The organism is Modestobacter altitudinis (assembly GCF_005930475.1).
In the GTDB taxonomy this organism is placed as follows: Bacteria; Actinomycetota; Actinomycetes; order Mycobacteriales; family Geodermatophilaceae; genus Modestobacter; species Modestobacter altitudinis.
The window spans coordinates 1-12,822 of record NZ_SJEW01000064.1; the positions used below are offsets into that span (position 1 = coordinate 1).

General features: G+C 73.1%; 14 protein-coding genes and 1 pseudogene. 7 read left to right on the forward strand and 8 right to left on the reverse strand.

The features are described from left to right. Nucleotides 1-211: 211 nt before the first annotated feature. Entirely contained in the window at nucleotides 212-736 is a 525-nt protein-coding gene (locus tag FHL79_RS19380; RefSeq protein WP_138760215.1) for a DUF421 domain-containing protein, read from the forward strand. A 99-nt stretch (nucleotides 737-835) separates the two neighbouring features. Further along, nucleotides 836-2,188, forward strand: coding sequence for a DUF2254 domain-containing protein (locus FHL79_RS19385; protein ID WP_138760216.1), 1,353 nt, complete (start codon nucleotides 836-838; stop codon nucleotides 2,186-2,188). Between the two features lie 10 nt (nucleotides 2,189-2,198). Here FHL79_RS19385 and FHL79_RS19390 read toward each other — a convergent pair whose 3' ends face one another. The 7 genes from FHL79_RS19390 to FHL79_RS19420 form a co-directional block, all read right to left on the reverse strand. Further along, nucleotides 2,199-2,456 (reverse strand): hypothetical protein, encoded by a 258-nt coding sequence (locus FHL79_RS19390; protein WP_138760217.1) that lies wholly within the window; start codon nucleotides 2,454-2,456, stop codon nucleotides 2,199-2,201. 42 nt (nucleotides 2,457-2,498) lie between these two features. Further along, nucleotides 2,499-2,906: a four-helix bundle copper-binding protein gene (locus tag FHL79_RS19395; RefSeq protein ID WP_138760218.1), complete on the reverse strand. Its 408-nt coding sequence runs from the start codon at nucleotides 2,904-2,906 to the stop codon at nucleotides 2,499-2,501. A gap of 134 nt (nucleotides 2,907-3,040) precedes the next feature. Beyond that, nucleotides 3,041-3,616 (reverse strand): copper chaperone PCu(A)C domain-containing protein, encoded by a 576-nt coding sequence (locus FHL79_RS19400; protein ID WP_138760219.1) that lies wholly within the window; start codon nucleotides 3,614-3,616, stop codon nucleotides 3,041-3,043. Continuing rightward, entirely contained in the window at nucleotides 3,613-5,085 is a 1,473-nt protein-coding gene (locus FHL79_RS19405) for a phosphatase PAP2 family protein (RefSeq protein WP_138760220.1), read from the reverse strand. Before FHL79_RS19405 ends, FHL79_RS19400 begins: the two co-directional genes overlap by 4 nt. A gap of 181 nt (nucleotides 5,086-5,266) precedes the next feature. Beyond that, a complete protein-coding gene (locus FHL79_RS19410; RefSeq protein ID WP_138760221.1) occupies nucleotides 5,267-5,818 on the reverse strand; it encodes a GerMN domain-containing protein in 552 nt (183 codons plus the stop codon). A gap of 46 nt (nucleotides 5,819-5,864) precedes the next feature. Continuing rightward, the gene (locus FHL79_RS19415; RefSeq protein WP_138760222.1) at nucleotides 5,865-7,277 is read right to left on the reverse strand and encodes an ATP-binding protein; all 1,413 of its coding nucleotides are present in this window, start codon (nucleotides 7,275-7,277) and stop codon (nucleotides 5,865-5,867) included. Next, nucleotides 7,274-7,951, reverse strand: coding sequence for a response regulator (locus tag FHL79_RS19420; RefSeq protein ID WP_138760223.1), 678 nt, complete (start codon nucleotides 7,949-7,951; stop codon nucleotides 7,274-7,276). The genes FHL79_RS19415 and FHL79_RS19420 overlap by 4 nt, the downstream gene beginning before the upstream one ends. On the opposite strand from FHL79_RS19420, the gene FHL79_RS25905 reads away from it, so the two are divergent. The 3 genes from FHL79_RS25905 (at nucleotide 7,929) to FHL79_RS19430 (ending at nucleotide 10,590) form a co-directional block, all read left to right on the forward strand. Continuing rightward, a complete protein-coding gene (locus FHL79_RS25905; RefSeq protein WP_246081010.1) occupies nucleotides 7,929-9,050 on the forward strand; it encodes a metallophosphoesterase family protein in 1,122 nt (373 codons plus the stop codon). The two genes, FHL79_RS19420 and FHL79_RS25905, sit on opposite strands and share 23 nt — an antisense overlap. Nucleotides 9,051-9,305: 255 nt before the next feature. Further along, complete coding sequence (locus FHL79_RS25910) at nucleotides 9,306-9,716, forward strand: hypothetical protein (protein ID WP_246081012.1); 411 nt, start codon at nucleotides 9,306-9,308, stop codon at nucleotides 9,714-9,716. A gap of 301 nt (nucleotides 9,717-10,017) precedes the next feature. Further along, nucleotides 10,018-10,590: a hypothetical protein gene (locus FHL79_RS19430; RefSeq protein ID WP_138760224.1), complete on the forward strand. Its 573-nt coding sequence runs from the start codon at nucleotides 10,018-10,020 to the stop codon at nucleotides 10,588-10,590. Between the two features lie 133 nt (nucleotides 10,591-10,723). On the opposite strand, the pseudogene FHL79_RS26360 reads toward FHL79_RS19430, so the two are convergent. After that, a pseudogene (locus tag FHL79_RS26360) lies at nucleotides 10,724-11,044 on the reverse strand (CAP domain-containing protein); the annotation flags it as partial. Nucleotides 11,045-11,188: 144 nt separating this feature from the next. Between FHL79_RS26360 and FHL79_RS19440 the strand changes: the two are divergent. Together FHL79_RS19440 and serA are read left to right on the forward strand one after the other, a co-directional pair. Further along, entirely contained in the window at nucleotides 11,189-11,326 is a 138-nt protein-coding gene (locus FHL79_RS19440; protein ID WP_246081014.1) for a hypothetical protein, read from the forward strand. Between the two features lie 184 nt (nucleotides 11,327-11,510). Continuing rightward, entirely contained in the window at nucleotides 11,511-12,716 is a 1,206-nt protein-coding gene (serA, locus tag FHL79_RS19445; RefSeq protein ID WP_138760225.1) for a phosphoglycerate dehydrogenase, read from the forward strand. The last annotated feature ends 106 nt before the right edge of the window (nucleotides 12,717-12,822 follow it).

A 12,822-nucleotide genomic window follows, 5' to 3' on the forward strand; every position in this document is an offset into this window, starting at 1 on the left:
GGGTCATGGCGTCCTCCTCGGATCGAGTCGGGCGGGCGGTGGACGACGTCTGCCGACGGTCGTCACCTGACCCGGGGTGCCGGTCCACAGTGGCAGCCGGGTGGGCCGGAGGACAGCCTCGCCGGGCAACCGTCACGGACCCTTCACATTGGATCGCGGCCGCCGGTGGCACTGAGGAGGAGAGGGACCGTCGAGGCTGGGGGAGGTCGTCATGTGGTGGGACTCGTGGTCGGACGTGGGGCGGGTCGCCGCGGTGGGGACGGCCGCCTACCTGAGCGTGGTCGTCGTCCTCCGGGTGTCCGGGAAGCGGACGCTGGCCAAGCTCAACGCCTTCGACCTCGTCGTCACCGTCGCGCTCGGCTCGACGCTGGCCACCATCCTGCTGAGCTCCGACGTCTCGTGGTCCGAGGGGGTGACCGCCCTGGCCCTGCTGGCCGGGCTGCAGGCGGTGGTCGCCTGGGTGACGGTGCACCGGTCGGGGGCGCGTGCCGTCGTCACGGCCCGGCCGACCCTGGTCTGGCGCGACGGCCGGCCCCTCGACAGCGCGCTCGCCGGGCAGCGGGTGGCCCTCGACGAGGTGCGTCAGGCCGTCCGGGCGACCGGCACGGGTGACCTCAGCCAGGTCGCTGCCGTGGTCCTGGAGAGCGACGGGACGCTGAGCGTCATACCGCAGGGCAAGATCGGCAACTGGTCGGCGCTGGAGGGCGTGGCCGGGGCGTCGCCCGAGGACTGCTGAGCACCCTGCGAGCCCGGCCCGGCCGAGCGGCTCGAGGCGCTCGGCGAGGCGAGCGCCCTCGGGTGGGCCACCGGGGGATGACCCGGGGAGACTCGCGGCATGGGAGACCGCACCGGGCGCCGAGGCGGCGCTGTCTCGACGGTCGTCGCCGCGCTGCGTGGGGCGTTGTGGCCCATCCCGTGCGTGGGGGTGTTCCTGGCGATCGGGCTCGGGGTGCTCCTCCCCGCGGTGGACGGGCTCTTGGACTCCGACGACCACCCGCTGACGTTCGTCTTCGGCGGTGGCGCCGCAGCAGCGCGGGACCTGCTGGCAGCGATCGCCGGCTCGCTGATCTCGGTGACCGGACTGACCTTCTCGCTCACCGTCATCGCCCTCCAGCTCAGCAGCAGCCAGTACTCACCGCGGCTGCTGCAGACCTTCGTCACCGACCGGGTCGTGCAGCTGACGCTGGCCCAGCTGGTGCTCACGTTCGTCTACGCGCTCACCGTGCTGCGCACCGTGCGGACCGAGAGCGCCACCGAGGACGACAGCGCCTTCGTCCCGCGACTGTCCATCACCGTCGCCTACCTGCTGACCCTCGGCAGCGTGCTGGCGCTGGTCTTCTTCCTCGGCCACCTGGCCCGGGCCCTGCGGGTGGAGACCATGCTCCGCGACGTGCACGACGAGGCGACCCGCACCATCGACACGGAACTGGGTGCCCCAGGTGACCCGGGGCCCGACCTGCCCCCGGCCGCCGGGCCGGCGGTGCCGCTGGTGGCCCGCTCCAGCGGCTTCCTGATCGGGGTGGACGAGGCGGCGGCCGTGGCCGCCGCGCGGGACGCCGGGGTCGTCGTCCGGCTGACCGGGCGGATCGGCGACGCCGTGGTCACCGGCACACCGATGGCCCACGCCTGGGCGGAGGGAACCGTGCGGACGGTGGACGTCGAGGAGCTGGAGCGCGCACTGGACGACGCGGTCCGGCTGGACTACGAGAGATCGGCCAGCCGGGACGTCGCCTACGGCCTGCGCAAGATCATCGACATCGCGGTGCGTGCCCTGTCGCCCGGGATCAACGACCCGACCACCGCGGTCCACGCCCTGTCGCACGCGTCGGCCCTGCTGGGCGAACTGGCGGTGCGGCCCGCGGAGGACCGCAGGATGCGCGACGAGGACGGTGCCGTCCGGGTGGTCCTGCCGGGGTGGCGGCTGGTGGAGCTGGTGGAGCTGGTCGTCGAGGAGCCGCTGGAGTTCGCCGGAGGACAACCCGCGGTGCTGCGTCGGATGGCCGGCCTGCTGCGCGAGTTCGCCTGGCGGGCTCGCGGCCGCGGTGCCGACGACCTGGTCCGCCGGTACACCGACCGGCTCGCCGAGACGGCGCTGCACAGCAGCGGGATCGCGGCAGATGAGGCACGGACGTGGCGGGAGCAGGTGGCCCTGGCGCTGGACGGCCGGTGGCCGGCGCAGCTGCCCTGAGGCGCCGCGGTCAGGAGGACCGCCCGTGCCCGTGCGCTGCCGCGTAGGAAGCGAGGACCTGGGAGGTGTCGCCGCCGCCGTGCAGGAACTGCTGGTCGACCAGCTGGGCGAGATCCGTCAGGGCCGCGGCCAGCGTGGCCGCGGCCACGCGCACCTCCGGGTGCTGCGACGCCCCGCCGCGTTGCGCGAGGTGCTGGGCGATCGGGATGGTCGCGGGCAGCGACGAGGCCGCTCCGGCATCACGGGAGGCGACGCGTCCTCCCGGCATGCGCGGCCCGGTCACCGGTCGGTGGCCGGACCGCGGGCCGGGTCAGCCCAGTGCGCTCATCAAGGCACGGCAGGCCTGCTCGCACCGGCGGCACGCCTCGGCGCAGATGCGGCAGTGCTCGTGCATCTCCGCGTGGGCAGCGCACTGGTCCCCGCAGCTCGAGCAGGCGGCTGCGCAGGCCTCCAGCACGGCGCGGATGAGGTCCGCGTCGAAGCCGGTGTGCCGGGACAGGACGCGGCCGGTGCTCGCGCAGACGTCGGCGCAGTCGAGGTTCGTCCGGATGCACGTCGTCAGCTCGGCGACCATGTCCTCGCTGAGGCAGGCGTCGGCGCAGGCGGTGCAGGCCTGGGCGCACTCCAGGCAGGCGTCGATGCAGGTGACGAGCGCCGTGCGGTCGATGCCGCCCAGGTCCTTCGGGTAGGTGCCCAGCATGTCGGCTGCGATGGTCATGTCACTCCTCCGTCTCGGTGCGGCGGCGCGGGGTGCGGACCGCCGGTGCCGGGTGCGTACCCGTCGGTGGGCGGGTACGTCGTGGCTGTCATGAACCCGTCACGAGCTGGTCCTGAGGACGTCGGTGGACCTGTTCAACCGACGTCCGGCGACGGGTCCTCGGCCGGGTCGGGGAAGTCGTAGGTCGGGAGCGGGTCCTGCCTCTCGGCCGCTACCACCGCATCGACCGTCACCTCACCGGCTTCCTCGAAGGTGAACGTCACCGGGATGGACTCCGACGAGCGCAGCTCGGTGTCCAGGTCCTCCAGCACGATGACCGGCATGCCCTCCGCGCCGACGTAGACGTTGTCGTTGGGGGCCACCGTGACGTCGACGTCCCCGCCGTCCGCGCTGGCGCCGTCGGTGAAGTCCGGGCCGCTCACGTCGGTGAGCGTGGCCGCCGTCGTCCCGGTGTTGGCGATCCCCAGGAACAGCCGTGCGTCCTCCCCGACCTCGTAGACCCCGTCGAGGGGGTACTCCAGCTGGACCTGCAGCAGCTTCACGTCCTCGCTGACCGGCGCATCGGGCCCGATGGCCCCGCCCCGGACCTCGTCCGGAGGCGTGTTCAGCGGGGCGTCCTCGCCGCACCCGGCGACCCCTGTCACCGCCACCGCGGTGACGGCCAGGAGCCAGCGTCGTCCCGGCACGGTCGCTCGTCGTTGCGTCGTCATGGTGCTCTCCTCGTGGTGGGTCGGCCGCCCGGCACGGCCGGGCGGGACGTCGCGACGTGGTGGCCCGGGTGGTGGCACTCGGGGAGCAGCAGCCAGGCGCAGGCAGCGGTCCAGGTGCCGCCGAGCACGAGGCCGGCCACGACGTCGGTGGGGTGGTGCGCGGCGACGTACAGCCGCGACGTGGCCACGGCCAGGGCCACCAGCAGCGGAACGGCCAGGACCGCCCAGCGGGAGCGCCCTCGCGTGTAGGTCGCGTACAGCACGGCCGCGGCGCCGTAGAGGGCCATGGCGGCCGTGACGTGCCCGGAGGGCCAGCTGGCGCCGGTGGGCAGCCCGTGCGTGAGGTCGGGAACGCCAGGCCGGGCGCGTTCGACGACCTGCGCGACGAGGAAGTAGAGGACGACCTCGCCCAGCACGGTCACCGTCACGAATCGAACCGGCCGCCAACTGGAGGAGACGGCCAGGCCGAGCGCGGCAGCCGCCAGGGCGCCCATGACCACGGTGCGGGTGCCGGACAGCTGACTCACGGCCCGGGCCAGGTCGGTCAGCTGGGCGCTGCGGTGCTCGGCGAACCACCGCACGACCGTGACGTCCATGGCCAGGAGCGCCCCGGCCTGCTGCGTGACGAGCACACCGGCACCGCTCAGCAGGACCAGCAGCACGACCGCGACGCCGGTCACCCGCAGCCAGGTCCGTGGCGTCGGGGACGCGGTGCCCGACGCCAGCGGTGCCGCGGCGAGGGACGGATCCGGCTCCAGGCGCAGCGGGTCCCAGGCCTCGTGAGCGGCGACCCGCCGGTCGGTCTGCCAGACGCGGAACGCCGACGTGCAGGCCGCCAGCCAGGCCAGTCCGATCGCCCACCCGGCCAGGACGTCGGTCACGAAGTGCACGCCCAGCGCCAGCCGGGTCAGACCGACGACCACCACGACCACCGACGCGACCACGAACACCCACGGGCGGGCGCGCGGACCCACCCCCGGGGCGAGCACGCAGGCGAGCACGCCCCAGGTCACCAGCGAGGTCATGGCATGCCCGCTGGGGAAGCTGGCGTTGGACGGCAGGTCGACGACCGGGGACGCCACGACCGGGCGGGCCCGGTCCACCAGCGCCTTGGCCAGCGGGACGATGAGCGCCAGACCGACACCACTCGCGACCACGAAGCAGGTGAGCCGACGCCGGCCGCGCACCCAGAGGAAGCCCGCGAGCACCAGGTGGAGGAAGACAGCGGTGCCTGTTCCGCCCAGGTCGGTGAGCACGGACAGCACGCCGACGGTCGCGGGCGAGGTGCTGACGACCTCGTTCAACCGTCCGGCCACGTCCCCGTCGAGCCCGGCCAGGGGAGCCCAGTGCGACTGGACGAGGACGAGCAGGACCAGGAACGGCACCGCGCCGAGGACCACGCCGGCGAGGCCGAGCAGCGCACGGGTGGTGAACCTGCCCACGCCCGGCAGCCCGGTCGGCACGGTCATCGCAGCGGTCAGCTCCTTCCTCGACGTCCGGGCTGGTGGCCGGCACGGACCACGACCGTCCGGCGGTTCCTCCGTCAGCCTCCGACGCCCCCGCGGTGCTCGCCCGGCCAGCAGGGATGTCGTCAAGGAACCGTCATGTGCCGGGTCGGCCGGACGACGGTCCTGTGTCGGCCCGGCCGGTTCAGTCGGTAGCCGACGGCTGAGCCGCCGACGGGGGACCCACCGAGGCGTAGTCGGCCCGGTCGACCGGCTCCCCGGTCAGCCCGCTGTCGGTCGGCACCTCGACCGGGGCGCCGACCGACGTGAACCGGATCGCGCGGACCGGCGGGACGTCGGTGAGGGTCCACACCAGCTGCGCGAAGGCGAGCAACTGGTTCCCGCCGGTCAGGCCGGTCAGCTCCCGCGGCAGGTCGACCTGCACGGTGCCGTCGGGCAAGGAGGTCAGCGTCGGCTCCGTCTCCGGGGCGATCGCGGTGCGCAGCCCGGCGAGGACCTCGGCGCGCCCGGGGCCGGCGACCAGGGCCTCCAACGACGTCGGGAGGTCCTCGGCGGTGGCCGAGCGGACCACCGGTTCGAGCCGGGTGCCGCGCACGAAGTACACCTGTACGTCTGCCGTGCCGCTCGGCACGTCGTCCGCCCGGCTGGCCGAGGGCGTCTCGGAGAACCCGAGGGCTTCCGGCCGGTCCTGGGTCCCGACGCCGCAACCGCACAGCAGCACAGCGAGCACCGCCATGGCCGCCGTCCTCCTTGTCACGAGTGCCCCTCCAGAGGCAGCCTTGTCACGAGTGCCCCTCCAGAGGCAGCGCGACGGTGAACCGGGCGCCGCCTGCCGGGCTCTCGGTGATGTCGACCGTGCCCCCCAACGCCGACACGTGCCGGGCGACCAACGCGAGGCCGAGCCCGGCACCGGCCGTCTCGCTCCGCGAGCTGCGGGTGCCCCGGGCGAACCGCTCGAAGACCCGGGCCCGTTCCTGGGCGGGCACGCCGGGTCCGCCGTCATCGACGGTGAGCAGCACCTGGTCGGCGGCACGGCGGACCCTGACCGCTCGCAACCCCTGGCCGTGTGTGTCGGCGTTGTCCATGAGGTTGCTCAGGACCCGTTCCAGGCGGCGCTTGTCGGCGTGGACGACGAGTCCGCCGGCGTCCCCGCCCGCGCTCATCGTGACCGGGGCCCGGCCGGCCAGGACACGCCGGTCCAGCACCTCCTGGACGAGCTCGCAGACCCGCACGTCCTCCAGGACCAGGTCGGTGCTGCCGGCGTCGGCCCGGGATATCTCCAGCAGGTCCGACACCAGCCGTTCGAAGCCGCGGACCTCGGAGCGGAGCAGCGCCAGGGCCTCCCGACCGTCGTCGGGCAACCGGTCCACGTGGTCATCCACCAGGGACATCGCGCCGAGCATGGCGGTGAGCGGGGTCCGCAGCTCGTGGCTCACGTCGGCGGCGAAGCGCGCGTCGCTGCGCACCCTCTCCTCCAGCGACGCCGCGGTGTGGTTGAAGGACGCCGCCAACGGTTCCAGTGACGGGTCGCCCCGCGGGTCGAGACGAGCGCTCAGATCGCCGTCGGCGATGGCCTGGGCGGCATCGGAGACACGTTCCAGCGGCCGCAGCGTGGGCCGGGTGCTCCACCAGCCCACGGCCAGGGACAGGGGCACCGAGGCGAGCACGGCGAGGGACAGCACCGTGCCGAGGACCCGGTACGTCTTGTCCAGCTCCTCCAGCGGGTAGACCTCGAAGTAGGCGTCCTGGAGGCCGGCGAGCGGGATGCCGACGGCGAGGGCGGTGCCGTCCTGGGTGCCCACCCGCTGTCGCGCCGGGGTCCCCTCGACGACCATGTCGACGAGGGCGCGCGGCAGGTCGTCGCGGCCCACGAGCAGGGAGGTCGTGGTCCACTCCCCGTCGTCGACGTAGAGCGAGGTGGACCCTGTCTGGCGGGGGAGCTGGGCCAGCAGTTGGGGCACCGTCAGGCCTTCCGAGGACAGTCCACCCTGCAGCTGGGCGGCGTTCGCGCCGGTCTGGGCGAGCGTCGTGCGCTCCCTCTGCAGCAGCAGGTACTGGGACACCGCGGTCCACACGGCGATCGCCATCATCAGCAAGACCACCAGGGTGATGGCGGCGAACGCCAGTGTCGCCCGGCCGCGCAGTGTCCGGGGCGAGAAGGCGGCCCAGGAGTGGCGGACGGTGACTGCGGTCATGCAGGTACTCGGTAACCCATTCCGCGCACCGTCAGCACGACGGCGGGGTTGGCCGGGTCCCGTTCGACCTTCTTGCGGAGTCTGCGCACGTGCACGTCGACCAGACGGGAGTCACCGAAGTAGTCGTACCCCCACACGCGTTCGAGGAGCTCTTCCCGGCTGAGGACGCGGCCTGGTTCGGCGGCCAGCTCGCAGAGCAGCTTGAACTCGGTGCGGGTGAGGTTCACGAGCTCGCCGTCCAGGGTCACGGTGCCGTCGGACGGGGCGATCACCACCTCACCCACGGTCACGTGCAGCCGCGGTTCGGGCACCCGGGTCCGCCGGGCCAGGGCCCGGATCCGGGCGGAGAGCTCCTTGGGCACGAAGGGCTTGGACACGTAGTCGTCCGCCCCCGCCTCGAGACCGGCGACGACGTCGTGGCTGTCGGAGCGGGCAGTCACCATGATGACCGGCACGTTGGAGGTCCGGCGGATGGCCCGGCAGACCTCGAAGCCGTCCTGCCCCGGGAGCATGAGGTCCAGCAGGACGACGTCGAAGTCCTGCTCGGCGAGCCGCTCCAGCCCGGCTTCACCGCTCGCGGCCTCGATCACCTGCAGCCCCTCGCGCTCGAGGGTCAACTGGACGATGCGTCGGATCCTCGGGTCGTCCTCGATGACCAGCACGGACCGGGGCACGTCCCTGAGTCTGCCCACCCGCCACTGCTGGGTCCAACCCACCGGTGCGATGCGGGCGGGGGCCGGATCGGGCCCGGCTCCCCGCCTGCTGACCCTGCGGTGGCTGCTGCGGATCGCGCTCCCCGTGACGTGTGCCGCGGCGGCGCTGCGGGCCTTCCCGTACCACGCCACGGTGCAGGGCGTGCCGTTCCAGGTGCAGGGCTCGCTGTTCACCCGGCCGGGGCTGACCGCCGACACCACACTGGGCAGCTGGGAGCTCCCGGAGGTGAGCGGCGTCCCGTTCGGGGTGCACGTCCGTCCGGAGGACGTCGACGTCCTCGAGCTCACCCGGCTCGCCGGCGGCGACGTCCCCGCATTCGTGCAACGGCTGCAGGCCGACTTCGCCGCCCAGGTGCCGCTGATCGCCCGCTGGCTGGCCGGCGAGCTGTTCCTCGGGCTGGCGGTGGGGCTGGCGATCGCGGCTGCGGTCACCATGTCCGTGCGGTACCTGCGCGGCGATCCTCGGCGCGCCCACGAGCTGCGGTGGCGGCTGCAGCAGTTCGCCGCCGCCGGCGTCGCGACCGGCGTCGTGGTCGCCTACGGTGCGCTGACCTACAACGAGGAGTGGGTGCGCGAGTCGCGGCTGACCGGCACGCTCGCGGCGGCTCAGCTCTTCCCCGGCGAGCTGAGCGCCTACCACTCGCAGCGGTCCAAGGCCTTCGACGTCCTGGGATCGGTGATCGGGATCCAGGCGGCGCTGCAGGCGGACATCGAGGACGATCGCACGCCCGGGACCGCGCTGCGGATCATGACGATCTCCGACATGCACCTGGCGGCCAACTACCCCCTGCTGGCCCGGTACGCGGCCAGCTACGACGTCGACCTGGTCCTCAACGCCGGCGACGAGAGCGAGTTCGGCACGCGCGAGGAGCTCACGCCTGCCTACCTGCAGGCGGTCGAGGCGCTGACGGCCCGGGCACCGATGCTCTGGGTCGCCGGCAACCACGACTCCCCGGCGACCCTGGAGGTCATGGGCACCGTCCCTGGGGTCACCGTCCTGGGCACCAAGCTCGCGACCGAGGACGGCTACGAGGTGGGCGCGGGCGTGGTGGAGGCATAGGGGCTGACCATCGCGGGGTTGTCGGACCCGCGGGTCTATGGCGCTCCCGGTGCCTTCGGGGCGGACGACCCCGCGGTGGTCGACCGACTGCAACGGGAGGCGGTGCGGGAGGCCGTTGGTGCCGATCAGAGTCGAGCCGATCCGGGGCCGGCTGACGGGACCGCGGCACGGGCCGCCGGAGCGACCGCCCCCGGCCTCGACCTGGAGCCCGTCGCGGACCCGCGGGCGGTCGACATCTTCGTGGTGCACGGGCCGGTGGCGGCTGAGGAGGTGCGCGAGGTGCTGCCCGGCCAGGTGCGGCAGACGGTGTCCGGACACGTGCACGCGCAGAACGACAACGACGAGCTGCAGGGTGACGGCGGGATCATCGACCTCGTCGAGGGGTCCACGGGCGCCGGCGGGCTGGACGACATCGTCCGTGGCGCCAGGCGGCCGCCGGTCCAGTTCAGCATCGAGTCGGTGGCGGCGGACTGCCAGTTCACCCGGGTCGTCCGCTTCTCCATCGCGTCCGGCGGAGCCGCAGTCGGCGCCGTCCCGGAGACGGCGACGGCGACGGCGTACAGCGACGACGTGACGGCCTCGACCGTCTACTTCCGTCCGCAGGAGGTGGACGAGGACCGCTCCTGCGGGACGGACCTGGGCATCGGGGCGTCGCGTCCGTGGTAGGGGGTCGAACGGTGCCACCCCCTTGGGTTCCCGCTGTCCCCGTCCACGTGGGCGCGTGCAGCGTGGGTCTGCAGCCGGTCATCGGTCAACGAGTGCGGGACTTTGCGTTGTCGTGACGATCTGGCTGGTGACCCGACTCCGGGCCACGGCTCCCGGCCCGGACCGGGACACTCGGAGGAGTGGTGCGCGCCACCGTGGTGTGGAGGTGACAGGGATGTCCCCGGAGTCGAGTGGGGGAGAGGTCCACACGGGAGGTACGTGGCGCCGGGGGCTGGGGTCGGTGTGTCGGCGCGTCTGCCTGGTGGCGGTTCTCAGCACGGCGATCATGGGGGCGTTGTTCAGCCCGCCACTGGTCACGTTGGCCGCCGCGCCCACTGTCGGGTTGCTCGCAGCCAGTCAGGTGGCTCTGGCGCACCCCGGCTTCCCGGCGCAGGTCGCAGCCCGCCGCTTCGTCCTGTCCGCCGGCGCCGGGTGTGCCGTGCTGGTGCTGTTCGTGGCGGGAGCCAGCGAGCTCGGGGCTGTCGGTGGGGTGATGGTCATGACGGTGCTGCTGACCGGGGCGGTCGTGCTGGCGGCATGGCTCGCCGACCTGTCCGACGACGACCGGGTCGCCACGTCGACGATGCAGGACGCGAGGGTGCTGGAGGACTGGCTGGGCGCCGTCCCGATGTCGGCACTGGTCGAGCAGTGGCGGCTGTCCGAGGTCGTCCTCTCGACGGCGACGGACCCCGATGAGCGATCAGCAGCGACCCTGGCCCGCGAGCTGCTGTTGGACGAGATGACGCGACGGGACCCTGCCGGTGTGCACCGCTGGCTGCAGGAGGGGGCCGACGCTCCGCCGAGCCTGCACGTCCGGGACGACCCCGCACCGTGAGCGCGGCTCCGGCGCTCCGAGCCGCCTCCCCTGGTGCGCATCCGCCGGGTCGACGTCCGGCCCGACACCTGGCGCACGGGCACGTCCCGGGGTGACGGCCCCCGTGCCCGGCGGTGCGCCCGAACTCCTGGGTTGCCCAGACCGACCGGTCATCGGCGCAGAGGACGGCGATCCCGATGCGGTCCCACCCTGGGTTGAGGACGTTGACGCGGTGGTCGTCGGAGCGCATCCACCCGGCGTGGATGGTGCCGGCGGGCACCGGGCCGGTCGCCTGGAAGATGTTCTCCCTGACCCCCTGCAGGTCCTCCAGGGGCCCCTGCCCGAGGAGCGCCAAGGTGCAGGGGGCCGGCTCTGCTCGGACCCAGCATGCTGCCGGAGTCGTGAGCAGAGGGCGCCCATCCTTGGTCGGGTCGTCGTCTGCTCCTGGGATCCGCGCCCTGCCGATGAGCCGCACATCCTGGTCGTTCGGTCGGAGTCGACTCTTGGCTGAGAGTCAGACACTGGCAGCGACGAGGAACCCGGCGGCGAAGGCGGGACCGTAGGGAACTGTGGTCTCACGGTTTCCGCCGCGGCGCAGAGTGACAGCCGGAAGGTGCACGTGTTCGACCCGAGCACCGGGGAGACCCTGACCCGGGACGCCGAAGCCGGTGCCGCGCTGACCCGGATGGCCACCCAGGACCGCGAGGAGCAGATCGCGCAGTCCAGCGGGGTACACCGCGGCGTCGGCGCCGCCTGAGTGCCGGCCGGCCGGGCCCCACTTGGGCCCGTCCGGCGTCGACGCTCGATCGCCGTCGGGCGCCAGTCCGAGCGCCGCGGGTACCCCGTGTACTGCAGGATGCCTACCTCGCTCGCGGCATCGACGGGCCCACGCGTGACTGCGAGCATCGGCAAGACCGCGAGACCTGAGGAGACTGCCCGAGATGACCAAGGCCCTGCTGCTGGAGAACATCGACCCGGTGGCGGTGGAGTCGCTGTCCTCGGCCGGGTACGAGGTGCAGTCGCTGCGGGGAGCGCTGGACGAGGCGGACCTGGCTGCTGCGCTGGACGGGGTCCACCTGCTGGGCATCCGGTCCAAGACGCAGGTCACCCGTGCCGTCGTGGAGGGTCACCCGGAGCTGGCGGCGGTCGGCGCGTTCTGCATCGGCACCAACCAGATCGACCTGGCCGCGGCGGCCGAGTCCGGGGTGGCGGTGTTCAACGCGCCGTACTCCAACACCCGCAGCGTCGTGGAACTGGCCATCGCGGAGATCATCAGCCTGGCCCGGAGGCTCAGCGATCGGGACCGCGCGCTGCACGCGGGGATCTGGGACAAGTCGGCGACCGGCAGTCATGAGATCCGGGGCCGGACCCTGGGCATCGTCGGCTACGGCAACATCGGCAGCCAGTTGTCGGTCGTGGCTGAGGCCCTGGGCATGCGGGTGCTGTTCTACGACCTGGAGGACAAGCTCGCGCTGGGCAACGCCGAGGCCTGCGGCAGCCTGGAGGAGTTGCTCGAGCGCGCGGAGACGGTGACGTTGCACGTCGACGGTCGGGGCGGCAACGCGGGGCTCTTCGGCGTGGAGCAGTTCGCCCGGATGCGCCGGCGCAGCCTGTTCCTCAACCTCTCCCGTGGCTTCGTGGTCGACCACGAGGCGCTGCGCGACCACATCGAGAGCGGCCACATCGCCGGTGCGGCCATCGACGTGTTCCCCGACGAGCCGAGGGAGCAGGGCGACCAGTTCGACTCCGTGCTGCGCGGGCTGCCGAACGTCATCCTCACTCCGCACGTGGGCGGGTCGACGCAGGAGGCGCAGTACGACATCGGCCGGTTCGTCGCGGGCAAGCTGGCCGACTACACCCGCACCGGGGCGACGACGCTGTCGGTGAACCTGCCCGCGGTGGCCCTGCACGGGTCGTCGGCGGCCCGGTTCGCGCTGCTGCACCGCAACGTGCCCGGCGTCCTCGCGCGCGTCGACGCGCTGGTCGGCGAGCACGGTCTCAACGTCGACGGTCAGGTGCTGGCCACCCGCGGGGAACTCGGCTACGTCGTGACCGACGTCAACCAGGGCATGACCCCGGCCCTGCTCGCCTCGCTCCGGGGGTTGCCCGAGACGCTCCGGCTGGTGACGTTCTCCACGAGCCCCTGACGTGGAGGTCGAGGCAGGCCGCCAGTGGAGGGCCGGGGCGGCCTTCCCGGCCACCCGCTCGTGGAAGCACCTGCCCGACCGGGCAGGAGTACAGCAACGGGTACAG